Genomic DNA, 23,815 nt, shown 5'->3' with positions numbered 1-23,815 from the left:
ACGACACTGGGGGCGTGATCCGTGACGACGCCCTGGACGCGCTGCCCGTACGCTCCGCCGTGCCCGCCCTGACCGACGCCCTGGAGAGCGGTGGCACCGCCGTGCTGGTGGCACCGCCCGGCACGGGGAAGACGACCCTGGTGCCGCTGGTGCTCGCGGGGCTGGTGGGCGGCGGTCCCGCGCGGCGCGTGGTGGTGGCCGAACCGCGGCGGATCGCGGCCCGGGCGGCGGCCCGACGCATGGCCTGGCTGCTCGGCGAGAGGCCCGGTGACAGCGTCGGCTTCACGGTCCGCGGCGAGCGGGTGGTGGGGCCGCACACGCGCGTGGAGGTCGTGACGACCGGTGTGCTGCTGATGCGGCTCCAGCGCGACCAGGAACTGGCCGGTACGGACACCGTCGTCCTCGACGAGTGCCACGAGCGGCATCTGGACGCCGACACGGCGGCCGCGTTCCTGTGGGACGTGCGGCAGACGCTGCGGCCGGAGCTGCGGCTGGTGGCCGCGTCGGCGACCACCGACGCCGGGGGGTGGTCGCGGCTGCTCGGCGGGGCGCCGGTGGTCGAGGCGACAGGCGTGACCCATCCCGTGGAAGTGGTGTGGGCCCCGCCGGCGCGCCCGGTACGGCCACCGCACGGCATGCGGGTGGACCCCGCGCTGACGGCGCACGTGGCGGCGATGGTGCGGCGGGCGCTGGCCGAGCGGGACGGGGACGTGCTGTGCTTCCTGCCCGGCGTCGGCGAGATCGCGCGGGTGGCCGGACAACTGGGGGACCTGGGGGCGGTGGACGTGCTCCAGGTGCACGGGCGGATGCCGGCGGCGGCGCAGGACGCGGTGCTGGCGCCCGGGGAGCGGCGCCGGGTGGTGCTGGCGACGTCCGTGGCGGAGTCGTCGCTGACGGTGCCCGGGGTGCGGGTGGTGGTGGACTCCGGGCTGGCGCGGGAGCCGCGGGTCGACCACGCGCGCGGGCTGAGCGGTCTCACGACCGTGCGGGCGTCGCGGGCCGCCGGGCGGCAGCGGGCGGGGCGGGCCGGGCGGGAGGCGCCGGGCGCGGTGTACCGGTGCTGGGCGGAGGCCGAGGACGGTCGTCTGCCGGCGTTCCCGGCGCCGGAGATCAAGGTGGCCGATCTGACGGCGTTCGCCCTCCAGGCGGCCTGCTGGGGTGTCCCGGACGCCTCCGGACTGGCGTTGCTGGATCCGCCGCCCGGCGGGGCGATGGCGGCGGCGCGGGAGGTGCTGGCGGCGGTGGGCGCGGTGGACGCCGCCGGGCGGGCCACGGAGCTGGGCGCGCGGCTGGGCCGGCTGGGGGTGCACCCGCGGCTGGGGCGGGCCCTGCTGGACACGTCGGGCGCGGGCGCGGAGGTCGTCGCCCTGCTCTCCGAGGAGGTGCCGAGGGAGTACGGCGACGATCTCGCGGGCGCTCTGCGGCGCGCCCGGCGCGGGGGTGACGGTTACGCCGGCCGGTGGGCCGCGGAGGTGCGGCGGCTGCGGGCGGTGTCGGCGTCTTCCGCCCGTCCCTCCGCCCGGAAGGCGGACCCGGGCCGCGGCACCGGTCCGGCCGGGCCGGGCGCCGGTGACGACCGTCTCGCCGGGACCGTGGCGTCCCTGGCGTTCCCCGAGCGGGTCGCCGCGCTCGACGGCGGGTCGTACCTCATGGCCTCCGGCACGCGGGTCGAGCTGGGCGAGGGGTCGGCGCTGCGCGGGGCGCCCTGGATCGTGGTCGCGGTCGCCGGGCGCCCCGCCGGGACGGGGCACGCGCGCGTGCGGCTGGGGGCCGCCGTGCCGGAGGACGTGGCGCGGGCCGCCGCGGGGGCGCTGCTCACGGAGCGGGAGGAGGTGCGCTGGGCCGGCGGGGACGTCGTGGCCCGGCGCGTGGAGCGGCTGGGCGCGATCGAGCTGGCCGTACGGCCCCTGAAGGACGCGCGTCCGGCGCTCGTGCGCGCCGCCCTGCTGGAGGGGTTGCGTCAGGAGGGGCTGGGGCTGCTGCGCTGGTCGCCGGGGGCGGCGCTGCTGCGGCAGCGGCTGGCGTTCCTGCGGACCCACCTCGGGGAGCCGTGGCCCGAGGTGTCGGACGAGGCGCTGTACGCGCGCGTGGACGAGTGGCTGGAGCCGGAGCTGGGGCGGGCCCGGCGGCGGGCGGACCTCGGGCGGATCGACGCCGGGCAGGCGCTCGCGCGGCTCCTGCCCTGGGCGGGCGGGGAGGCGGCCCGGCTGGACGAGCTGGCGCCGGAGCGGGTCACCGTGCCGAGCGGGTCGAGGATCCGGATCGACTACGGGGATCCGGAGCGGCCGGTGCTGGCGGTGAAGCTCCAGGAGCTGTTCGGGCTCCGGGAGACGCCGGCCGTGGCGGGGGTGCCGCTGCTCGTGCACCTGCTCTCCCCCGCCGGGCGGCCGGCCGCCGTCACGGCCGACCTCGCCTCCTTCTGGCGGGACGGCTACCGGGCCGTGCGCGCGGAGCTGCGCGGACGCTACCCCCGGCATCCGTGGCCCGAGGACCCGGCGACGGCACCGGCGACCCGGCACACGAAGGCGCGGTCGGAACGGGGATGAGCGCCGGGCGGCGCGGGAGGGCGCCCGGCCCGCCGGAGCGGGGAGGGCGCCCTGCCGGTCGTGCGCGGGGTCAGGAGGCGGTGGACGGGGTCGGGGACGGGGTCGGGGTGACCGGGGCCTCGGCGGGGGCGACCTTCAGTTCGACGGTGAGGGTGGCGCCGCCCGTGGTGGTGACGCGGAGCAGGAAGGTGCCGGTGGTGTCGTCCGCGTACAGCTTCGGCAGGGTGAGCAGGCCCTTGTCGTCCGTCTCCAGGGTGGTGAGGGTGCGGACGGGCTTGCCGTCGGCGTCCTTGAAGTAGGGGCCCTTGTCGATCGGGGTGGCGTCGCTCGCGGAGGTGACCAGGGTGGCGGTGGCCGCGACCTTGTCGGCGACGGTGCCCAGGTACGTCGCCTTCACCTGGACCTGGTCGGCGAACTCGCCGCCCGGGACGCAGGTCAGCGGGGTGTCGCCGGTGCGGGTCAGGGTGTCGGCGGCGCGCGCGGTGACCGTGGCGGTGTAGTCGACGCCCTTCACCGGACGGCCCACGACGGACACGGTGACCTTGAAGTCGCCGGTCTTCTCGCCGGCCCGCAGCGCGGGGGCGAGCGCGACGCCGCGGGCGTCGGTGGCGACCGTGGCCACGGTCTCGCCGCCGGTGAAGGTGGCGTCGGTGCCGCCGCTGATGGTGAACCGGAGCCTGACCTTGGCGACGGACTTGCCGACCTTGGTCTCGGCGCGCGCGCTGATCCGGTCGGTGAAGGTGTCGCCGGCCATCGCGGTGAGCTTCTTGGTTCCCGCGTCCTCCAGGTGGTCGACCAGGTCGGTGTTGGACGGCGGGGGCGTCGGCGGGACGGGGGGCTTCGGCGGCTGCGGGTCGGGGGTCTCGTGCCCGCCGTTGCCGTTGCCGTTGCCGTCGTCGGTCCCGCCGTGGCCGTGGTCGCCGCCCTTGCCGCCGTCCTCGTCGCCGGGCCTGCCGGGCTTGTGGGGGGCGTGGGGGCTGTCGGGCTTCGGGGCCGGCCCGGTGGTCGGCGGGTGCGTCGGCTGCGTCGGGAAGGGCAGGCGGGGGTGGGTGTCGCTGCGGTGCTCGGGCACCCCGCCGGTGCCGTCCGGGATGGAGTGGGTGCCCTTGCGGTAGTACTTCATCCAGTTCAGGACGAGGTCGAGGTAGTCCTGCGAGTCGTTGTAGCTGAGGATCGCCCGGTGGAGGTCGGCCTCCTGGGACAGGTCCCAGCCGTTGCGGCACAGGTAGTGGCCCGCGGCGAGTGCGGCGTCGTAGACGTTGTTGGGGTCCTTCTTGCCGTCGCCGTTGCCGTCGCGGCCGGCCCACGCCCAGGTGGACGGGATGAACTGCATCGGCCCGATGGCCTGGTCGTAGGCGCTGTTGCCGTCGTACGCGCCGTCGTCGGTGTCGGCGATGAGCGCGAAGCCGTTGCCGTCGAGCTGCGGGCCGAGGATCCGGCCCAGTGTGGTGCCGGCGGCGTCGACCCGGCCGCCGCGGGCCTGACCCGACTCCACGTTGCCGATGGCGGCGAGCAGTTGCCAGGGCAGGTTGCAACCCGGCTTGGCGGCGCGCAGTTCGGCCTCCGCCTTCTTGTACGCGTCCAGCACCGTCGCGGGGATGCCGCCCTCGGCCCTGGTGACGGGACCGGTGGGGCCGGCGCTGGAGGAGGGGCTCGGGCTGGGGCTCTTCAGCGGCGGCAGGTCCGTGTAGTACGGGGAGTTGCCGGTGGCGTTGCCGTCGGTGTCCGGCACGGGTGCCGTGGCACCGGCCGCCGCCTGTCTGCCGTGCTCCTCGCCGGCCGCTCCCGGAGCCTGGGACGCGGAGAGAGCCGCGACCGCCGCCGCGGCCACGGCGGTGGTCGCCGCTCCCTTGCGCAGTCGCCTGCCGAAATGCGCCGCCATGAAGTGAACCCCTCCCGTGGACGCCCGTGCGTCCGTCTCCGCCTGACTGCCTCGCTCTGGTGTGACGGTTGACCCGGTGCTGTGGTTGCCCCTGTTTCGCTTTTCCATGTGCGCGACATCTGTTCGACCGCGCGTCCGGCGCGGTGACGCAGGTGACCCTACGACAACTTGCTGTGAGCGGGCACCCGTTCGGCCCCGATTTCGGTGGTCCGCGGGGGGCCGGCGACGGGAACGCGCCGCACGGCGGTCCCGCATACCGACCGGACTCGATCACCGGTGCCGCGTCCCGGTCCGTGTCCGCCCCAGGGGGTTCGCGTTGCCGTTCACACTCAGCCACGCGGCAGCCGTGCTGCCCGCGGTCCGCCGGGACGGCAGCGGCCGGGGCCGGCTGGTGCCCGCGGTGCTCGTCACCGGTTCCTTCGCGCCCGACGTCCCCTACTACGCGGCCGCGGTCCTGCCGGGCGGCATGGAGTCCGGCGGGTTCACGCACTCCCTCCCGGGTGTCGTCACCGTGGACGTCCTCATCGCCTGGGCGCTCACGGGACTGTGGCTGCTCGTCCGGGAACCGTCGCTGGCGCTGCTGCCCGCGGGCAGGCAGGGCGGCCCGGCCGCGCTGCTGCGCCTCGGTGCGCCCCGCGCGCGCGTGGACGCCGCCACGGCGGGCCGGTGGTACGGCTCCGCGGTGCTCGGCGCGCTCTCCCACGTGGTGTGGGACGCCTTCACGCACCACGACCGGTGGGGCACCCGGCTGGTCCCGGCCCTCGGACGGGACCGCCCGGCGGGCGTGCCGCTGTTCACCTGGCTCCAGTACGGGTCGTCCGTGGCGGGTGCCGTGACGATCGCCGTGTGCGTGCTGCGTGCGCTGCGGCGGGCACCGGGCGGCGGGGCGCCGGCGGGGGTGCCCGCGCTGTCCGTACGGGACCGGTGGTGGGCGCTCGCGGTGATCGGCGGCTGTGCGCTGGCCGGGGCGGTGCAGCGGGCGGCGGACCGGTGGGCGCGGCCGGGGGCGGCGGACCGGATATGGGAACTGGTGCCCACCCTCTGCTTCGGGGTGGGCGCCGGGACGGTGCCGGGAGTGCTGCTGTACGCGGTCGGGATCAGGATCCGGCGTCCGGCCGCCGCTCCCGGGGCTCGTGGTGGGGCGGCCGGTGCGGACCGGGAGCGTCCGGTCGCTCGGTGAGGGACGCCACGAAGACGGTGAGGGTGTGCCGGGGCCGCGCCCTCGGGACCTGGGTGAGGGCCAGGGCGAGGTAGGCGCGGGCCAGGTCCGCCCACAGGCGCCGGTCGGGGAGGCGGCGCCGCAGGTTCCTGGTGACCCTGCGGACGGTGGTGGCCAGGTCGGCCGGGATGCGGGCGGTGCTTGCGCCTGCGGCGAGGACCGGGACCCGCGAAGGAGGCATGGCCGGCGCCGATGAGGTGTCCGCCCAGGCCCGGGGCACTGCCTCGGGCGTCCGGCGGTGAAGCATGCGTATACCCATGCCCGCAGTGTTGCGGCTGCGGGGGGTGGTGGGCGTTCTGACGGGGGCCACGAGAGTGACGGCCGCGCCGGGGGGCCGTCACTCCGGTGGGCCGCCCACCGACGCGCCCCGCAGGTGGGACGGGGTGCCGCGGCCTCGCGCCGACGGAGAGACCGACCAGGACGGAATCCCGCCCTCCGCGGCACCCCGCCGAGGACACGGGAAGGAGCCGGCCTCGTGGCGGGCCGCCGGGGGACCGACAGGGGCCGGCGGGCCGCCCCGGGCGGCGGCTCGCCCGCCCGGCGCGGCTGCCGGGACGGTGAGGGCGCCGGGTGGGTTGGCTGGGACGTGTCACCTACGCGACCGGCGCGCCTCCGGAGAGGCGGTGAGGGCAGGGTGGGCCGCGTGGCTCGGCGGGCGCTGGGTCGGCAGGGCCACGCGGTCGCCCACATCCCTGTGGCCGGCCGCCGAGGGATCGGTGGGACGCAGGGACCAGGTGGGCCGTGGGTCGGCAAAGTGGAAGGGCGGCGGGGCGCCGGTAGCCGCCGGAACCGGCCCCCGGCGGAGGCGTCGCAGGCGGTCAGCCGGGCGCGGACCGCCCTCGTGGGAGCCGTTGAGGGACCGGGACGCGGGGACCAGGTGGACCGTGGGCCGGTAGGCGGAAGGCCGGTAGGACGCCGGTGGCCGCCGGAATCCGCCCCGGCGTCGCCGGTGCCCGCCGGAACAGGTCCCCGGTGGAGGGGTCGCAGGTGCCCGCCGGGATCCGTCCCCCCGGTGGGGGGCGGCACAGGCGGTCGGTCGCGACGCCCCCCACCTCCGTGGGGCGTCGGTCAGTGGGCTGCCGACTCCCAGTCCGGGCCCACGCCCACGGAGACGTCCAGCGGTGCCCTCAGCTGGACGGCGTTCGCCATCTCGTGGCGGACGATCTCCTCCGCGGCCGCCCGCTCGCCGGGGGCGATCTCCAGGACGATCTCGTCGTGCACCTGGAGGAGCATGCGGGAGGTGAGACCGGCCGCCCGCAGGCCGCTGTCCACCTTGAGCATGGCGAACTTGACGATGTCCGCCGCGGTGCCCTGGATGGGCGCGTTGAGGGCCATGCGCTCGGCGGCCTCGCGACGCTGGCGGTTGTCGCTGTTGAGGTCGGGGAGGTAGCGGCGGCGCCCGAAGATCGTCGCCGTGTAGCCCGTCGCCCGGGCCTCGTCGACCGCGCGGCGCAGATAGTCCCGGACCCCGCCGAAGCGCTCGAAGTACGCGTCCATCAGGGCCCGCGCCTCGGCCGCCTCGATGTTCAGCTGCTGGGACAGGCCGAACGCCGACAGGCCGTAGGCCAGGCCGTACGACATCGCCTTGATCTTGCGCCGCATCTCCGCGTCGACGGCGTCCCGGGCGACACCGAACACCTGGGAGGCGGCCGTGGTGTGCAGGTCCTCACCGGAGGTGAACGCCTCGATCAGGCCCGCGTCCTCGGAGAGGTGTGCCATCACCCGCAGCTCGATCTGGCTGTAGTCCGCGGTCATCAGGGACTCGAAGCCCTCGCCGACCACGAAGCCCCGGCGGATCGCCCGGCCCTCGTCGGTGCGGACGGGGATGTTCTGGAGGTTGGGGTCGGTGGAGGAGAGCCGGCCGGTCGCGGCCACCGTCTGGTTGAAGGTGGTGTGGATGCGGCCGTCGCCCGCGATGGTCTTGATGAGGCCCTCGACGGTGACACGGAGCTTGGCCTGCTCCCGGTGCCGGAGCATGATCACCGGCAGTTCGTTGTCGGTCTGGGTGGCGAGCCAGGCCAGGGCATCGGCGTCGGTGGTGTAGCCGGTCTTGGTCTTCTTCGTCCTCGGCAGGGCCAGCTCGCCGAAGAGGACTTCCTGGAGCTGCTTGGGCGAGCCCAGGTTGAACTCGTGGCCGGCGGCCGCGTGCGCCTCCTTCACGGCCTGCTGCACCGCGCCGGCGAACATCTGCTCCATCGCCTGGAGGTGCGTGCGGTCGGCCGCGATGCCGTGGCGCTCCATGCGGGCGAGCAGCGCGGACGTGGGCAGTTCCATGTCGCGCAGCAGGTCGGCGGCGCCGACCTCGGCCAGGCGGTCCTCGAAGGCCTCGCCCAGGTCGAGGACGGCGCGGGCCTTGATCATCAGGGCGTCGGCCTCGGCGCCGTCGTCCGCGCCGAAGGCGAGCTGGCCGTCGGCCGCGGCGGCGGGGGCCAGCTCGCGGTGCAGGTACTCCATGGACAACGCGTCCAGGTCGAAGGAGCGGCGGCCCGGCTTGACCAGGTACGCGGCGAGCGCGGTGTCCATGTGCACGCCGCCGACGCTCCAGCCGTGCTCGGCGAGGACCCGCATGGCGCCCTTGAGGTCGTGGAACACCTTGGGGCGGCCGGCGTCGGCCAGCCAGGCCGCGAAGGCGTTCTCGTCGGCCTCGTCCAGCTCGGACGGGTCGAACCAGGCCGCCGCTCCCCCGGCGGCGGCGAGGGCGACCTCCGCGACGGAGCCGGCGCCCAGCGCCCAGGTGTCGACGGTGGCGACGCCCAGGGTGCCGGTGCCGTGCTCGGCGAGCCAGGGGGCCAGCTCGCCGGTGCCGAGGACGGTGCCGTCGATCTCGACGCCGTCGGCGGAGAGCGGGGTGGCCTCGGCCTCCTCGGTGCCGGGGTCGACGGCGAAGAGCCGCTCGCGCAGCGACGGGTTGCGGATCTCCAGGGTGTCCAGGACCATCGCGACGGCCTTGCGGTCGTACGGGGCGCGCTCCAGCTCGGTGACCGCCCTGGGCAGCTCGACCTGACGCTCCAGCTCGGTGAGGACGCGGTTGAGCTTGACCGATTCCAGGTGGTCGCGGAGGTTCTGCCCGGCCTTGCCCTTGACCTCGTCGGCCCGCTCCACCAGCTCCGCGAACGAGCCGAACTGGTTGATCCACTTGGCGGCCGTCTTCTCGCCGACGCCGGGGATGCCGGGGAGGTTGTCGGACGGGTCGCCGCGCAGAGCCGCGAAGTCGGGGTACTGGGCGGGCGTCAGGCCGTACTTCTCCAGGACCTTCTCCGGGGTGAACCGGGTGAGCTCCGACACGCCCTTCGTGGGGTAGAGCACCGTGGTGTGCTCGCTGACCAGCTGGAAGGAGTCGCGGTCGCCGGTGACGATCAGCACGTCGAAGCCCTCGGCCTCGGCCTGGGTGGCGAGGGTGGCGATGACGTCGTCCGCCTCGAACCCCTCGACGGCGAACCGCGGCGCGTGCATCGCGTCGAGCAGCTCGCCGATCAGCTCCACCTGTCCTTTGAACTCGTCCGGGGTCTTGGAGCGGTTCGCCTTGTACTCCGTGAACCGCTCGGAGCGCCAGGTCTTGCGCGACACGTCGAAGGCCACCGCGAAGTGCGTGGGCGCCTCGTCGCGCAGGGTGTTCGCCAGCATCGACGCGAAGCCGTAGATCGCGTTCGTCGGCTGGCCGGTCGCGGTGGTGAAGTTCTCCGCGGGCAGCGCGAAGAACGCGCGGTAGGCCAGCGAGTGCCCGTCCATGAGCATCAGCCGGGGACGCGTGCCGCCGGAGGTCTTGTCGGTCTGCTTCGATGCTGTCTCTGCCACGTCCCCGATCCTGCCACGCCCCACCGACAGTCCGGACCGGGCGCCTCGCCCCGGCACGCGGCCCCGGGGCCGGCGGCGGGCGGGGAGGGCGCGTGGCGCCGCCGCCGTCGGCCCGCCCGGCGGCGCTGTCGGTGGGCCGTGGGAGGATCCTCGGCGTACTTGTCACGCGCAGTCGAAGGGGAGCGTGCGATGGCGACGAAGCCGCCCAAGGGTGATCCGGTTCAGGACGCGCCGCAGGTCGGGGAGCCGAAGCACGCCGCGGCGGGGCTGCCGGCCATCGGGCACACGCTGCGGATCGCCCAGCGGCAGATGGGTGTGCGGCGCACCGCGCTGACCCTGCTGCGGGTGAACCAGAAGGACGGCTTCGACTGTCCGGGCTGCGCCTGGCCGGAGCCGGAGCACCGGCACGCGGCGGAGTTCTGCGAGAACGGCGCCAAGGCGGTGGCCGAGGAGGCCACCCTGCGCCGGGTCACGCCCGAGTTCTTCGCGGCGCACCCGGTCGCGGACCTCGCGGGCCGCAGCGGCTACTGGCTGGGCCAGCAGGGCCGGCTCACCCACCCGATGTACCTGCCGGAGGGCGGCACGCACTACGAGCCGGTCGGCTGGGACCGGGCCTTCGACATCATCGCCGAGGAGATCGCCGCCCTCGGCTCCCCGGACGAGGCCGTCTTCTACACCTCGGGCCGCACCAGCAACGAGGCCGCGTTCCTGTACCAGCTCTTCGCGCGCGAGCTGGGCACGAACAACCTGCCGGACTGCTCGAACATGTGCCACGAGTCGTCGGGGTCCGCGCTGAACGAGACCATCGGCATCGGCAAGGGCAGCGTCCTGCTGGAGGACCTCCACCGGGCGGACCTGATCATCGTCGCGGGCCAGAACCCGGGCACGAACCATCCGCGGATGCTGTCCGCGCTGGAGGAGGCCAAGGCCAACGGGGCGCGGATCATCACCGTCAACCCGCTGCCCGAGGCGGGCCTGGAGCGCTTCCGGAACCCGCAGACCCCGCGGGGGCTGCTCAAGGGCGCCGCGCTCACCGACCTGTTCCTCCAGATCCGCATCGGCGGCGACCAGGCGCTCTTCCGGCTCCTGAACAAGCTGGTCCTGGAGACGGACGGCGCGGTGGACGAGGAGTTCGTGCGGGAACACACGCACGGGTTCGAGGAGTTCGCCGAGGCCGCGCGCGCCGCGGACTGGGACGAGACGCTCGCGGCGACCGGTCTGACGCGCGCGGAGATCGAGCGGGCGCTGGGCATGGTGCTCGCCTCCCGGCGGACCATCGTGTGCTGGGCCATGGGCCTGACCCAGCACAAGCACGCCGTCCCCACCATCCGCGAGGTGGTGAACTTCCTGCTGCTGCGCGGCAACATCGGCCGCCCGGGCGCGGGGGTGTGCCCGGTGCGCGGGCACAGCAACGTCCAGGGCGACCGCACCATGGGCATCTTCGAGCGGCCCGCCCCGGCCTTCCTGGACGCCCTGGAGAAGGAGTTCGGGTTCGCGCCGCCGCGCGAGCACGGTCTGGACGTCGTACGGGCGATCCGCGCGCTGCGCGACGGTGAGGCGAAGGTCTTCTTCGCGATGGGCGGCAACTTCGTCTCCGCCTCCCCGGACACGGAGGTCACCGAGGCCGCGATGCGGCGGGCGCGGCTGACCGTGCACGTGTCCACGAAGCTGAACCGTTCGCACGTGGTCACCGGCGCGCGGGCGCTGATCCTGCCCACCCTGGGCCGCACCGAGCGTGATGTGCGCGAGAGCGGTGAGCAGTTCGTGACCGTCGAGGACTCGATGGGCATGGTGCACGCCTCGCGCGGGCGGCTGCGGCCCGCGAGCCCGCAGCTGCGCTCCGAGCCGGCCATCGTGTGCGGTCTGGCGCGGCGGGTGCTCGGCGCGCGCAGCGTCGTGCCGTGGGAGGAGTTCGAGCGGGACTACGCGGCGATCCGGGACCGGATCGCGCGGGTGGTCCCCGGTTTCGAGGACTTCAACGCGCGCGTGGCGCGCCCCGGCGGCTTCGCGCTGCCGCACGCCCCGCGCGACGAGCGCCGCTTCCCGACCGCCACGGGCAGGGCGAACTTCACGGCGGCGCCGGTGGAGTTCCCCGCGCTGCCCGAGGGCCGGCTGCTGTTGCAGACGCTGCGCTCGCACGACCAGTACAACACCACGATCTACGGGCTGGACGACCGGTACCGCGGCATCAAGGGCGGGCGCCGGGTGGTGCTGGTGCATCCCGAGGACGCGCGGGCGCTCGGGGTCGCCGAGGGGGCGTACGTCGACCTGGTGAGCGAGTGGCGGGACGGGGTGGAGCGGCGGGCGCCCGGGTTCCGGGTGGTGTTCTATCCGACGGCGCGCGGGTGCGCGGCGGCGTACTACCCCGAGACGAACGTGCTGGTGCCGCTGGACGCGACCGCCGACACCAGCAACACCCCGGCCAGCAAGTCCGTCGTGGTACGCCTCGAAGGCCGCGCCGGGGACGCGGGCGGCCGTCTGGAACAATCGACGGCCGACTGAGCGTTTGCTCAGCACGCGACAGGTGGATGACGAACGGAGCCGGCCGATGGGTGAGCAGCAGCGAGTGAAGTTCCCGCAGGAGATCCTCGACGAGTACGCGGCGCTCGGGGTCGACCTGCCGGCCCTGTTCTCGGCCGGTCACCTCGGTACGCGGATGGGCGTGCAGATCCTGGAGGCGTCGGCGGACCGGGTCGTCGGGACGATGCCCGTGGAGGGCAACACCCAGCCCTACGGCCTGCTGCACGGCGGGGCCTCCGCGGTGCTGGCGGAGACCCTGGGCTCGGTCGGCTCGATGCTGCACGGCGGCAGCTCGAAGATCGCGGTCGGGGTGGACCTGAACTGCACGCACCACCGGGGGGTCCGCTCGGGCCTGGTGACGGGTGTGGCCACCCCGGTGCACCGGGGCCGGTCCACGGCGACGTACGAGATCGTGATCAGCGACGAGGAGGACCGGCGGGTCTGCACCGCCCGGCTGACCTGTCTGCTGCGGGACGCGCGGCAGGGCGACGCGGCGCCCGCGCGGGCCGACGGGAGCTGAGGCCCGGCCCCGCCGGGGCGTTGCCCCGCGCCGTCCTTCCCCCTTAGCTTCGGCGCATGGGACGGCGACGCGGCCCCCGGCCGGGGGTGAGGTTCCTGGTGTGCGGGCTGCTGGCGGCGGTGTCGCTGTGCGCGACGGGCTGCGACGGCCCCGCCGGTCCGGCGCGCCCGCACCCGGGCACCGCCACGGGCACCGCGGGTGCCGCGCGATCCGCGGTCTCCGACACCGAGTTGTGCGTCCGGATCGTCGTGTACTGGTCGCGCAGGGTGCTCGACGACGACACCTATGGTGACTACCAGTCGATGGGACTGTCGCACGGGCAGTACCGGATCGTGCGGGACGTCGTGGACGCGGCCCGCACCACCATGCGGCGCCAAGGGGCGGCCGCGGCGCGTGAGTTGATCGACCGTCGAAGCCGCCGGGCGTGCACCCTGCGCCACCGTCACGGTCCCCCGCGCGAAGGACCCTGGGCATAGGCGGCGCCGGTCCGCCGGAGCCCGCCGGGCCCGCGCCGCCGCGGCCGTGCGGCGCGCCCGCCGGCCCGGCGCGACACCACCCCGAACTGCCGTGCCGCGCACGGGTGGTGGACGCGACACACTCGGCCGGGCGGCGCGGGCCCGATGTCCGTGGATCACCGTGCCCATAGGCGTGACGAAATGCGGAGAAGTCCCCTGGAAAACGGGACTCCCTTTCCCGGGCGTAACTCTGCGTAATGCGTGCGTAATGCAGGTATCGAGTCCCGCCCCGGGCGGCCGTTTCGCACAGTACCTCTTCCACGCCAGGAAGTCGCCCGCGGCAACAGAGCCCGGTAATCAGCAAAACGACCGAGACACCTGGGATGATCATGGCGCGTCCTGCGGGTTCTCAGAATGCGGACAGCGCGAATCCACCTGAATTCGTCCGTTCCCCCCGCGTCGCACCGCTCTGCAATACGTCGTGTCATAACAAGAGCGTCACAGCCTTGGCCAGACACTCCTCCACGTTCCCTACACAGCCCTAGAGTCACGGCCAGTCACCGCGCCATCGGAATCTCTCTCCAGCGCGGCGTGCGACTCGGCCGTTTCCATGGGGAAGCGGCTGTGCCTGGGGAAAGGACTGATCGTGCGTCAAGGTTCGCTTATCGCCATCACCGCCGCACTGGCGGCGGGAGCGCTCACCCTCACCGCCTGCGGCTCGCGCGACAGCGGCGACAAGGGCTCGGACTCCGGCAAGGGCGACGGCAGCACTGTCGTCATCGGTGTCGACGCCCCGCTGACCGGCGACCTGTCCGCCATGGGCCTCGGCATCAAGAACTCGGCGGACCTCGCCACCAAGAACGCCAACAAGCAGAACCTCGTCAAGGGCGTCACCTTCAAGATCGAGGCCCTCGACGACCAGGCCCAGCCGTCGGCCGGCCAGCAGAACGCCTCCAAGCTCGTGTCGGAGCAGAACGTCCTCGGTGTCGTCGGCCCGCTGAACTCCTCGGTCGCCGAGTCGATGCAGAAGGTCTTCGACGACGCCAAACTGGCCCAGGTCTCCCCCGCCAACACCGGCCCCGCCCTGAGCCAGGGCCCGGACTGGCAGACCAAGAAGGTCCGCCCGTACAAGGCGTACTTCCGCACCGCGACGACGGACGCCATCCAGGGCCCGTTCGCCGCCCAGTACGTCTACAACACCGCCAAGAAGAAGAAGGTCTTCGTCATCGACGACAAGAAGACCTACGGTTCGGGTCTGGCCGCCACGTTCACCGCGGAGTTCAAGAAGCTCGGCGGCAAGGTGGTCGGCACCGAGCACATCAACCCGGACGCCAAGGACTTCTCCGCGGTCGCCACCAAGGTGAAGAACTCCGGCGCCCAGATCGTCTACTACGGCGGTGAGTACCCGCAGGCCGGCCCGCTGAGCAAGCAGATCAAGGCCGCCGGCGCCAAGATCCCGCTCATCGGCGGCGACGGCATCAAGGACGACACCTTCATGAAGCTGGCGGGCGCCGAGAGCACCGGCGACCTCGCCACCTCCGTCGGCGCCCCGGTCGAGGACCTGCCCTCGGCCAAGCAGTACGTCCAGGACTACAAGTCCGCCGGCTACAAGGAGGAGTACTCGGCGTACGGCGGTTACGCCTACGACTCCGCCTGGGCGGTCATCGAGGCCGTGAAGAAGGTCGTCGACGACAACGGCGGCAAGCTCCCCTCCGACGCCCGCGCGAAGGTCACCGCGGCCATGCAGGGCGTGTCCTTCGACGGGGTGACCGGCAAGGTCGCCTTCGACGAGTTCGGTGACGCCACCAACAAGCAGCTGACCGTCTACGCCGTGAAGAACGGTGCCTGGACGCCGGTCAAGTCCGGTACCTACACGGGCTGACCCCGGCCCGCACCACCCGAAGAGCCGCGCGGGGCGCTGTTCCACTGGCGCCCCGCGCGGACTCGCATCCGGCCACATCCGTCGAACTTTCCGAACGCTCGGAGGACATGCGGTGAACGAACTGCCGCAGCAGCTGGTCAACGGCCTGCTACTAGGATCCATGTACGGGCTGGTCGCCATCGGCTACACAATGGTCTACGGCATTGTCCAGCTCATCAACTTCGCCCACGGCGAGATATTCATGACGGGAGCGTTCGGCGCTCTCACCGTGTGGCTCTGGCTTCCCGGCGGCACCACCATGTGGATCGCGCTGCCGCTCATGATCATCGGTGCCGTCGTCGTCGCCGTCGCCATCGCGGTCGGGGCGGAACGATTCGCCTACCGTCCCCTCCGCAACGCCCCACGGCTCGCCCCCCTCATCACCGCCATCGGCCTCTCCCTCGCGCTCCAGCAGGCGGTGTGGGCCTGGTACCCGGAGGCGAAGTCCGCCCGCACCTTCCCGCAGATCCCGGGCGGTCCCTTCGAGATCGGCAGCGTCACCATCCAGACCGGTGACATCTTCCTGGTCGTCGCGGCCCCCCTCAGCATGGCCGTCCTCGCCTACTTCGTCATGAAGACCCGCACCGGCCGCGGCATGCAGGCCACCGCGCAGGACCCGGACACCGCCAAGCTGATGGGCGTCAACACCGACCGCATCATCGTGATCGCGTTCGCCCTGGGTGCGGCGTTCGCCGCGGTCGGAGCCGTCGCCTACGGCCTGAAGTACGGCGAGATCAACTTCCGCATGGGCTTCATCCTCGGTCTGAAGGCGTTCACCGCGGCCGTCCTCGGCGGCATCGGCAACATCTACGGCGCCATGATCGGCGGCGTGGTCCTCGGCGTCGCCGAGACGCTGGCCACCGCCTACATCGCCGACATCCCGGGCATGGACAAGTTCGGCAGCCAGTCCTGGGCCGACGTCTGGGCCTTCGTACTCCTCATCCTCGTACTGCTGTTCAGGCCACAGGGCCTGCTCGGCGAGCGCGTCGCGGACAGGGCGTGAGACCGATGACCACACAGACCACCGCACCCGACACCCCCGGCACCCCCGGTGCCGCCGCGGCCCCCGCGCCGACCGGTCTGCTGCCCCTGCCGGAGCAGGCCGGCCGCGCCCTCGCCCTCGGCGGCAGCCTGCTGACGGTCGTCTCCACCTTCCTCGCCTGGACGTGGACCTCCGACTTCCCCGGTGACCTGACCGTCTACGGCTACCCGGGCGGCCTCCAGGTCCTCGTCCTCATCGGCGCGCTGCTCGCCACCCTGTTCGCCCTGGCCGCCTACGGGGTCCGGGGCACGGACCGGCTGGCGCCCGCCGGGCCCGGCGCGGCCCTGCGCCTCGCCACCCTGGGCACCTTCGCCACCAGCTGGTACACGGTTCTCGCGATCAGCACCGAACTCGGCGGGCTCGTCAACCTGGAGCCCGGCGGCTTCCTCGTCGCCGTCGGCAGCCTCGTCGCCCTCGCCGGCGCCCTGTCCCTGCCGTTCCAACGGCCCGAGCCGGAACCGGCCGACCCCGACGACAGCGGCTGGGACAAGTACAAGCACGGCCTCGCCCACCAGTGGGAGACGGTCAAGGCGCTGTTCACCGCCGGTCCCGCGCGGTCCGTGGGCACCCTGCCGTCGTACGTCGAGATCCTGATCATCGTCGCGATCCTCGGGCTGGGGCTGACCGTCTTCACCTACGGCATCGGCACCGAGTACGACGAGCTGTTCGTCGGATTCCTGATCACGGCGGGCCTCGGCTTCGCGGCCCTCAACAAGGCGGGGCTGATCTCCCAGGCCTCGCAGATCACCTCCCGGCACCAGAACATCACCACGTGCGGCGCGTTCGTCGCGGCGGCGCTGTTCCCCTTCACCCAGACCAACGACCAGTACGCGACCCTCGGCGTCTACATCCTGATCTTCGCCACCGTCGCCCTCGGCCTGAACATCGTCGTGGGTCTCGCCGGCCTCCTCGACCTCGGTTACGTCGCCTTCCTCGGCGTCGGCGCCTACGCGGCGGCCCTGGTCTCCGGCGCCCCCAGCTCGCCGTTCCACGTGCACTTCCCGTTCTGGGCCGCCGTCCTCGTCGGTGCCGCCGCCTCGCTCGTCTTCGGCGTGCTGATCGGCGCCCCGACGCTGCGGCTGCGCGGCGACTACCTCGCCATCGTCACCCTCGGCTTCGGCGAGATCTTCCGCATCACGGCGAACAACCTCGACGGCACCTCCGGGCCCGACCTCACCAACGGCTCGAACGGCATCTCGTCGATCCCCAACCTGGACGTGCTCGGCTTCGACTTCGGCGCCCAGCACGACATGGGCGGCTACACCATCGGCCGGTTCGCCAACTACTTCTTCCTGATGCTGATCATCACCGCGGTCGTGGTGCTGGTCTTCCGGCGCAGCGGCAACTCCCGCATCGGGCGTGCCTGGGTGGCCATCCGCGAGGACGAGACCGCCGCGCTCGCCATGGGCATCAACGGCTTCCGGGTCAAGCTGACCGCCTTCGCCGTCGGCGCCTCGCTCGCCGGTCTCGCCGGCACCGTCCAGGCCCACGTGACCTACACGGTGACGCCCGAGCAGTATCTGTTCGCCGGTCCCATCCCGCCCAACTCCGCGTTCCTGCTGGCCGCGGTGGTCCTCGGCGGTATGGGCACCATCAGCGGCCCGCTGATCGGCGCGGCCCTGCTGTTCCTGATCCCCAACAAGCTCCAGTTCCTCGGGAACTACCAGCTCTTCGCCTTCGGCCTCGCCCTGGTGCTGCTCATGCGGTTCCGCCCCGAGGGCCTCATCCCCAACCGCCGCCGCCAGCTGGAGTTCCACGAGGACGCGGAAGCACCCACCCTCCTGACGAAGGCGGGGGCCTGACCACCATGACCACCGACACCACCACCAAGGACACGGCCGCCGGCGCCACCCGGCCCGGCGAGACCGTCCTCGACGCCCGCGGCGTGACCATGCGCTTCGGCGGCCTGACCGCCGTGCGCGGCGTCGACCTCACCGTCAACGCCGGCGAGATCGTCGGCCTGATCGGCCCCAACGGCGCCGGCAAGACGACCTTCTTCAACTGCCTGACCGGCCTGTACGTCCCCACCGAGGGCGAGGTCCGCTACAAGGGCGCCGTCCTGCCGCCCAAGTCGTTCAAGGTGACGGCGGCCGGTATCGCGCGCACGTTCCAGAACATCCGGCTGTTCGCCAACATGACGGTCCTGGAGAACGTGCTCGTCGGCCGGCACACCCGCACCAAGGAGGGCTTCTGGTCGGCCGTGCTGCGCGGCCCCGGTTTCCACCGGGCCGAGAAGGCCTCCCGGGAACGGGCCCTGGAACTGCTGCGGTTCGTGGGCCTGGACCACAAGGCCGAGCACCTCGCCCGCAACCTGCCCTACGGCGAGCAGCGCAAGCTGGAGATCGCCCGCGCCCTGGCCAGCGAGCCCGGTCTGCTGCTGCTCGACGAGCCGACGGCGGGCATGAACCCGCAGGAGACCCGGGTTACCGAGGAACTGGTCTTCGCCATCCGGGACATGGGCATCGCCGTCCTCGTCATCGAGCACGACATGCGCTTCATCTTCAACCTGTGCGACCGGGTGGCCGTGCTCGTGCAGGGCGAGAAACTGGTCGAGGGCGACAGCGCGACCGTCCAGGGCGACGAGCGCGTCGTCGCGGCCTACCTGGGCGAGCCCTTCGAGGACGCGCCCGGCGCCGAGGAGGTGGCCGAGGTGGAGGCCGCCGAGGCGCACGCGGGGACCACCACGGACGCCGGGACCACCACGGACGCCGTGCCCGGCGAGCCCGGCAAGCCCGGCAAGGAGGACGAGCGATGACCGCACTGCTGGAAGTCGAGGACCTGCGGGTCGCCTACGGCAAGATCGAGGCCGTCAAGGGCATCTCCTTCAAGGTCGAGGCCGGTCAGGTCGTCACCCTCATCGGCACCAACGGCGCCGGCAAGACCACGACCCTGCGCACGCTGTCCGGCCTGCTGAAGCCGGTCGGCGGACAGATCAGGTTCGACGGCAGGTCGCTGAAGAAGGTCCCGGCCCACCAGGTGGTCTCGCTGGGGCTCGCCCACTCCCCCGAGGGGCGGCACATCTTCCCGCGCATGAGCATCGAGGACAACCTGCGCCTCGGCGCGTTCCTGCGCAACGACCGGCCGGGCATCGAGAAGGACATCCAGCGCGCCTACGACCTGTTCCCCATCCTCGGGGAGCGGCGCAAGCAGGCCGCGGGCACCCTCTCGGGCGGGGAGCAGCAGATGCTGGCGATGGGCAGGGCGCTGATGTCCCGGCCGAAGCTGCTGATGCTGGACGAGCCGTCGATGGGTCTGTCGCCGATCATGATGCAGAAGATCATGGCGACGATCGCCGAGCTGAAGGCGCAGGGCACCACGATCCTGCTGGTCGAGCAGAACGCCCAGGCGGCGCTCTCGCTGGCCGACCAGGGTCATGTCATGGAGGTCGGCACGATCTCCCTGTCGGGGACGGGCCGGGACCTGCTGCACGACGAGTCGGTGCGCAAGGCCTACCTCGGCGAGGACTAGTCCCGCTCCTCGGGCCGCTCGCACGGTGCCCCGCGCCCATCCCGGGCGCGGGGCACCGTCGGTGGCGGGGAGGTAGGGGGCCGGGCGTCAGTCCGTCTTCGCGGACTTCTTCTCCTCGCTGTCGGCGATGACCGCCTCGGCGACCTGCTGCATCGACATGCGGCGGTCCATGGAGGTCTTCTGGATCCAGCGGAAGGCGGCCGGCTCGGTCAGGCCGTACTCCGTCTGGAGCACGGACTTCGCTCGGTCGACCAGCTTGCGGGTCTCCAGCCGCTGGCTGAGGTCGGCGACCTCCTGCTCCAGCTGCTTCAGCTCGGTGAACCGGGAGACGGCCATCTCGATCGCCGGGACGACGTCGCTCTTGCTGAACGGCTTCACCAGGTACGCCATGGCACCCGCGTCCCGGGCGCGCTCGACGAGGTCGCGCTGCGAGAACGCGGTGAGCATCAGCACCGGCGCGATGGACTCCTCGGCGATCTTCTCGGCCGCGGAGATGCCGTCCAGCTTGGGCATCTTCACGTCCAGGATGACCAGGTCCGGCTTGTGCTCACGGGCCAGCTCCACGGCCTGCTCACCGTCCCCGGCCTCACCGACGACGGTGTACCCCTCCTCCTCCAGCATCTCCTTGAGGTCGAGCCGGATCAGGGCCTCGTCCTCGGCGATGACGACGCGGGTCGTCAGCGGAGGCACGTGCGACTTGTCGTCGTCGGGCACGTCTACGGGCTGGGGCGACTCGGCGGTCACGGGGGCTCCTCGTTCGGGGCAGGGGCGCTGCTGACAAGAGCCTACCTAGCTACGGTATGGTGGACGCGCGGAGGGTCGGGGGGAACCTTCGATCCTGCGAGCCCCGGTAGCCCAATTGGCAGCAGGCAACGGATTCAAAACCCGTACAGTGTCGGTTCGAGTCCGACCCGGGGCACTTTTCCTTGTTTTCCAAGGTCAGCATCAAAGAGGGCCCCTCGGGTGAGGGGCCCCTTTTCGCGCTCCGGTCACTTCGGGCTGTCGTCCTCGCCGATGTGGTGGACCCGGACCAGATTGGTCGAGCCGGAGACACCGGGCGGTGAGCCCGCCGTGATCACCACGATGTCGCCCTCGCGGCAGCGGCCGTACTTCAGCAGCAGTTCGTCCACCTGGTCCACCATGGCGTCCGTGGAGTCGACGTGCGGGCCGAGGAAGGTCTCGGCGCCCCAGGTGAGGCTCAGCTGGGACCGGGTGGCCGGTTCGGGGGTGAAGGCGAGCAGCGGGATCGGCGAGCGGTAGCGGGAGAGCCGGCGGGCGGTGTCACCCGACTGAGTGAACGCCACCAGGAATTTCGCGCCGAGGAAGTCACCCATCTCGGCGGCGGCCCGGGCGACCGCCCCGCCCTGGGTGCGCGGCTTGTTCTGCTCGGTGAGCGGCGGCAGGCCCCGGGCCAGCATGTCCTCCTCGGCCGCTTCGACGATCTTCGCCATGGTGCGCACGGTCTCGACCGGGTACTTGCCGACGCTGGTCTCGCCGGAGAGCATGACCGCGTCCGTGCCGTCCAGCACCGCGTTGGCCACGTCGGAGGCCTCGGCGCGGGTCGGCCGCGAGTTGTCGATCATCGAGTCGAGCATCTGGGTGGCGACGATCACCGGCTTGGCGTTGCGCCGGGCCAGCTTGACCGCCCGCTTCTGCACGATCGGCACCTGTTCCAGCGGCATCTCCACGCCCAGGTCGCCCCGCGCGACCATCAGCGCGTCGAAGGCGGCCACGATGCCGTCGAGGTTCTCCACGGCCTGCGGCTTCTCGATCTTGGCGATCAGCGGCAGGCGGCGGCCCTCCTCCGCCATGATCCGGTGGACGTCCTCGGCGTCCCGGCCGCTGCGGACGAAGGAGAGGGCGATCAGGTCGAAGCCGGTGCGCAGCGCCCAGCGCAGGTCGTCCTCGTCCTTCCCGGACAGCGCGGGGACGGAGACGGCGACGCCGGGCAGGTTCAGCCCCTTGTGGTCGGAGACGAAACCGCCCTCGATCACCTTCGTGCGCACCCGGGGGCCGTCGACGGCGGTGACCTCCAGGCAGACCTTGCCGTCGTCGACGAGGACGCGCTCACCGGGGGTGACGTCGGCGGCCAGCCCGGCGTAGGTGGTGCCGCACTGCCGGCGGTCGCCCTCGACGCCCTCCTCCACGGTGACGGTGAAGGTGTCGCCGCGTTCAAGCAGTACCGGTCCTTCGGCGAAACGGCCGAGGCGGATCTTCGGGCCCTGAAGGTCGGCGAGGATCCCCACGCTGCGGCCGGTCTCGTCGGCCGCCTTCCGCACCCGCTGGTACCGCTCCTCGTGCTCGGCGTGGGTACCGTGGCTGAGATTGAACCGGGCGACGTCCATTCCGGCCTCGACCAGTGCCTTGATCTGGTCGTACGAGTCGGTGGCGGGCCCCAGAGTACAGACGATCTTTGCTCGGCGCATACGTCGAGCGTAGGCCTTACCCACGGGTAGAGAATCGGCCCCGGGTGACTACTCAACACACATTCGGCAAAGGGATATTGACAAGTGTTGAATGAGTACCGGTGCGCTCCGATGAGCGATGGTCATCAGATCGCAACCTGCCGGACCTGTTGACACAGGTCATGCTCAGGTCAGAATCTACGCGCGTCGTCGACATGCGCCGAGGAGACCGAGAATGCCGCTGAACCGCCGGAAGTTCCTGAAGAAGTCCGCCGCCACCGGAGCGGGAGTGGCGGTCGCCGGCGCGGCGGCGGCCCCTGCGGCCCGGGCGGCCGGCCGCGAGCAGCTCCCGCACCCCGCCAAGCGGTACTCGCTGACCGTCATGGGCACCACCGACCTGCACGGCCACGTCTTCAACTGGGACTACTTCCAGGACGCGGAGTACGCCGACAAGGCGGGCAACGCCATGGGCCTGGCCCGCATCTCCACCCTGGTGGAGCAGGTGCGCGCGGAGAAGGGCCGGCACAACACCCTGCTGCTGGACGCCGGTGACACCATCCAGGGCACCCCGCTGACCTACTACTACGCCAAGGTGGACCCGATCACCGCCAAGGGCGGCCCGGTGCACCCGATGGCCCGGGCGATGAACGCCATCGGGTACGACGCGGCGGCGCTCGGCAACCACGAGTTCAACTACGGCATCGAGACGCTGCGCAGGTTCGAGTCGCAGCTGCGCTTCCCGCTGCTCGGCGCCAACGCGGTGGACGCCAAGACGCTGCGGCCCGCCTTCGCGCCGTACGTCATGAAGACGTTCCACGTGCCGGGCGCCAAGCCGGTCCGGGTGGCCGTGCTCGGCCTGACCAACCCGGGCATCGCCATCTGGGACAAGGCCTACGTGCAGGGCAAGCTGGCGTTCCCGGGCCTGGTGGAGCAGGCCGCCAAGTGGGTGCCGAAGCTGCGGTCGATGGGCGCGGACGTGGTCGTCGTCTCGGCGCACTCGGGCACCTCGGGCACCTCGTCCTACGGCGACCAGGTGCCGTACGTGGAGAACGCGGCCGCCGACGTGGCCCGGCAGGTGCCCGGCATCGACGCGATCCTGGTGGGCCACGCGCACCTGGAGATCCCGGAGCTGAAGGTCGTCAACGAGAAGACCGGCCGGACCGTCGTGCTGTCCGAGCCGCTGTGCTTCGCCGAGCGGCTCACCCTCTTCGACATCGAGCTGGTCTTCGGCAGGGGCCGCTGGGAGGTCGAGTCGGTCTCCGCCTCGCTGCGCGACTCCCGCTCCGTGGCCGACGACCCGAAGATCACCAGGCTCCTCACCGACCAGCACAAGAAGGTCGTCGCGTACGTCAACCAGGTCGTGGGCCGGGCGACCGAGGCCCTGACCACGGTCGAGGCCCGCTACAAGGACGCCCCCATCATCGACCTGATCACCAAGGTCCAGGAGGACGTGGTCAAGGCGGCGCTCGCGGGTACCCCGTACGCCTCGCTGCCGGTGATCGCCCAGGCCTCGCCGTTCTCCCGGACCTCCGAGATCCCGGCCGGCGACGTCACCATCCGGGGCCTGTCGAGCCTGTACGTCTACGACAACACGCTGGTCGCCAAGGTGCTGACGGGGGCCCAGGTGCGGGCCTACCTGGAGTACTCGGCGCAGTACTACGTCCAGACGGCCCCCGACGCGCCGGTGGACGTCGAGAAGCTGACCAACGCCGGCGGCCGCCCGGACTACAACTACGACTACGTCTCCGGTCTGTCGTACGACATCGACATCGCCCGGCCGGCCGGGTCGCGGATCAGGAACCTGACGTTCCAGGGCGCTCCGCTCGACGACGCCCAGCAGTTCGTGCTCGCGGTGAACAACTACCGTGCCAACGGCGGCGGCGCCTTCCCGCACGTCGCCACCGCCAAGGAGGTGTGGTCGGAGTCCACGGAGATCCGCACCCGCATCGCGGAGTGGGTCACCGCGAAGGGTGTCCTGGACCCGAAGGACTTCGCGTCGCTGGACTGGAAGCTGGTGCGCGAGGGCACGCCGGTCTTCTAGG

Annotated in this window: 16 protein-coding genes and 1 tRNA gene; 12 read left to right on the top strand and 5 right to left on the bottom strand. The window is 72.5% G+C overall.

The features are described from left to right. The first annotated feature begins 14 nt into the window (after nt 1-14). On the top strand, nt 15-2,546 hold the full coding sequence (gene hrpB, locus ACIQVT_RS08665; protein ID WP_403749509.1) for an ATP-dependent helicase HrpB: 2,532 nt from the start codon (nt 15-17) through the stop codon (nt 2,544-2,546). Nucleotides 2,547-2,616: 70 nt separating this feature from the next. On the opposite strand, the gene ACIQVT_RS08660 is transcribed toward hrpB, so the two are convergent. Beyond that, nucleotides 2,617-4,428 (bottom strand): lytic transglycosylase domain-containing protein, encoded by a 1,812-nt coding sequence (locus tag ACIQVT_RS08660; RefSeq protein ID WP_403749506.1) that lies wholly within the window; start codon nt 4,426-4,428, stop codon nt 2,617-2,619. 316 nt (nt 4,429-4,744) lie between these two features. Here ACIQVT_RS08660 and ACIQVT_RS08655 point away from each other — a divergent pair, with 316 nt between their 5' ends. Beyond that, nucleotides 4,745-5,608 carry a DUF4184 family protein gene (locus ACIQVT_RS08655; RefSeq protein ID WP_403749504.1) on the top strand — a complete coding sequence of 288 codons (864 nt, stop codon included), beginning with the start codon at nt 4,745-4,747 and terminating at the stop codon, nt 5,606-5,608. Here ACIQVT_RS08655 and ACIQVT_RS08650 read toward each other — a convergent pair. Together ACIQVT_RS08650 and polA are read right to left on the bottom strand one after the other, a co-directional pair. Continuing rightward, nucleotides 5,526-5,828, bottom strand: coding sequence for a hypothetical protein (locus ACIQVT_RS08650; RefSeq protein ID WP_403749501.1), 303 nt, complete (start codon nt 5,826-5,828; stop codon nt 5,526-5,528). The two genes, ACIQVT_RS08655 and ACIQVT_RS08650, sit on opposite strands and share 83 nt — an antisense overlap. A gap of 887 nt (nt 5,829-6,715) precedes the next feature. After that, complete coding sequence (gene polA / locus ACIQVT_RS08645; protein ID WP_403749499.1) at nt 6,716-9,442, bottom strand: DNA polymerase I; 2,727 nt, start codon at nt 9,440-9,442, stop codon at nt 6,716-6,718. 189 nt (nt 9,443-9,631) lie between these two features. Here polA and ACIQVT_RS08640 point away from each other — a divergent pair, with 189 nt between their 5' ends. The 8 genes from ACIQVT_RS08640 to ACIQVT_RS08605 all read left to right on the top strand — a co-directional run bounded on the left by ACIQVT_RS08640 (nt 9,632) and on the right by ACIQVT_RS08605 (nt 19,368). Beyond that, nucleotides 9,632-11,944 carry an FdhF/YdeP family oxidoreductase gene (locus tag ACIQVT_RS08640; RefSeq protein ID WP_403749495.1) on the top strand — a complete coding sequence of 771 codons (2,313 nt, stop codon included), beginning with the start codon at nt 9,632-9,634 and terminating at the stop codon, nt 11,942-11,944. A gap of 46 nt (nt 11,945-11,990) precedes the next feature. Continuing rightward, on the top strand, nt 11,991-12,482 hold the full coding sequence (locus ACIQVT_RS08635) for a PaaI family thioesterase (RefSeq protein WP_403749493.1): 492 nt from the start codon (nt 11,991-11,993) through the stop codon (nt 12,480-12,482). Between the two features lie 56 nt (nt 12,483-12,538). Continuing rightward, on the top strand, nt 12,539-12,958 hold the full coding sequence (locus ACIQVT_RS08630; protein WP_403749491.1) for a hypothetical protein: 420 nt from the start codon (nt 12,539-12,541) through the stop codon (nt 12,956-12,958). 625 nt (nt 12,959-13,583) lie between these two features. Next, entirely contained in the window at nt 13,584-14,819 is a 1,236-nt protein-coding gene (locus ACIQVT_RS08625; RefSeq protein ID WP_403749488.1) for a branched-chain amino acid ABC transporter substrate-binding protein, read from the top strand. Nucleotides 14,820-14,931: 112 nt separating this feature from the next. Next, nucleotides 14,932-15,861 (top strand): branched-chain amino acid ABC transporter permease, encoded by a 930-nt coding sequence (locus tag ACIQVT_RS08620; RefSeq protein WP_403749486.1) that lies wholly within the window; start codon nt 14,932-14,934, stop codon nt 15,859-15,861. Between the two features lie 5 nt (nt 15,862-15,866). Then, on the top strand, nt 15,867-17,702 hold the full coding sequence (locus tag ACIQVT_RS08615; protein WP_403749484.1) for a branched-chain amino acid ABC transporter permease: 1,836 nt from the start codon (nt 15,867-15,869) through the stop codon (nt 17,700-17,702). Nucleotides 17,703-17,707: 5 nt separating this feature from the next. Beyond that, nucleotides 17,708-18,655, top strand: a complete 948-nt coding sequence (locus tag ACIQVT_RS08610; RefSeq protein ID WP_403749482.1) for an ABC transporter ATP-binding protein — start codon at nt 17,708-17,710, stop codon at nt 18,653-18,655. Then, the gene (locus tag ACIQVT_RS08605) at nt 18,652-19,368 is read left to right on the top strand and encodes an ABC transporter ATP-binding protein (protein WP_403749480.1); all 717 of its coding nucleotides are present in this window, start codon (nt 18,652-18,654) and stop codon (nt 19,366-19,368) included. The genes ACIQVT_RS08610 and ACIQVT_RS08605 overlap by 4 nt, the downstream gene beginning before the upstream one ends. An 87-nt stretch (nt 19,369-19,455) precedes the next feature. Here ACIQVT_RS08605 and ACIQVT_RS08600 read toward each other — a convergent pair whose 3' ends face one another. Further along, nucleotides 19,456-20,112, bottom strand: a complete 657-nt coding sequence (locus ACIQVT_RS08600; protein ID WP_403749479.1) for an ANTAR domain-containing response regulator — start codon at nt 20,110-20,112, stop codon at nt 19,456-19,458. A gap of 100 nt (nt 20,113-20,212) precedes the next feature. On the opposite strand from ACIQVT_RS08600, the gene ACIQVT_RS08595 reads away from it, so the two are divergent. After that, a tRNA-Leu gene (locus tag ACIQVT_RS08595) sits at nt 20,213-20,287 on the top strand. 70 nt (nt 20,288-20,357) lie between these two features. Here the strand turns inward: ACIQVT_RS08595 and pyk are convergent. Then, entirely contained in the window at nt 20,358-21,794 is a 1,437-nt protein-coding gene (pyk, locus tag ACIQVT_RS08590) for a pyruvate kinase (RefSeq protein ID WP_403749477.1), read from the bottom strand. Between the two features lie 214 nt (nt 21,795-22,008). On the opposite strand from pyk, the gene ACIQVT_RS08585 reads away from it, so the two are divergent. Further along, a complete protein-coding gene (locus tag ACIQVT_RS08585) occupies nt 22,009-23,814 on the top strand; it encodes a bifunctional metallophosphatase/5'-nucleotidase (protein WP_403749475.1) in 1,806 nt (601 codons plus the stop codon). Nucleotide 23,815: the final 1 nt, after the last annotated feature.

The sequence above is a fragment of the Streptomyces sp. NPDC100445 genome (genome assembly GCF_044759735.1).
Taxonomy (GTDB): Bacteria; Actinomycetota; Actinomycetes; order Streptomycetales; family Streptomycetaceae; genus Streptomyces.
The sequence above is the reverse complement of the archived record's forward strand: the minus strand, read 5'-3'. Positions and strand labels throughout refer to the sequence as shown.

Excerpts from the sequence above, each read along its gene's own strand:
- ACIQVT_RS08585 (WP_403749475.1), top strand. The coding sequence starts at position 22,009 with ATGCCGCTGAACCGCCGGAAGTTCCTGAAGAAGTCCGCCGCCACCGGA.
- ACIQVT_RS08640 (WP_403749495.1), top strand. The coding sequence starts at position 9,632 with ATGGCGACGAAGCCGCCCAAGGGTGATCCGGTTCAGGACGCGCCGCAG.
- pyk (WP_403749477.1), bottom strand. The coding sequence starts at position 21,794 with ATGCGCCGAGCAAAGATCGTCTGTACTCTGGGGCCCGCCACCGACTCG.
- ACIQVT_RS08610 (WP_403749482.1), top strand. The coding sequence starts at position 17,708 with ATGACCACCGACACCACCACCAAGGACACGGCCGCCGGCGCCACCCGG.
- ACIQVT_RS08615 (WP_403749484.1), top strand. The coding sequence starts at position 15,867 with ATGACCACACAGACCACCGCACCCGACACCCCCGGCACCCCCGGTGCC.
- ACIQVT_RS08630 (WP_403749491.1), top strand. The coding sequence starts at position 12,539 with ATGGGACGGCGACGCGGCCCCCGGCCGGGGGTGAGGTTCCTGGTGTGC.
- ACIQVT_RS08660 (WP_403749506.1), bottom strand. The coding sequence starts at position 4,428 with ATGGCGGCGCATTTCGGCAGGCGACTGCGCAAGGGAGCGGCGACCACC.
- ACIQVT_RS08650 (WP_403749501.1), bottom strand. The coding sequence starts at position 5,828 with ATGCCTCCTTCGCGGGTCCCGGTCCTCGCCGCAGGCGCAAGCACCGCC.
- ACIQVT_RS08605 (WP_403749480.1), top strand. The coding sequence starts at position 18,652 with ATGACCGCACTGCTGGAAGTCGAGGACCTGCGGGTCGCCTACGGCAAG.
- ACIQVT_RS08635 (WP_403749493.1), top strand. The coding sequence starts at position 11,991 with ATGGGTGAGCAGCAGCGAGTGAAGTTCCCGCAGGAGATCCTCGACGAG.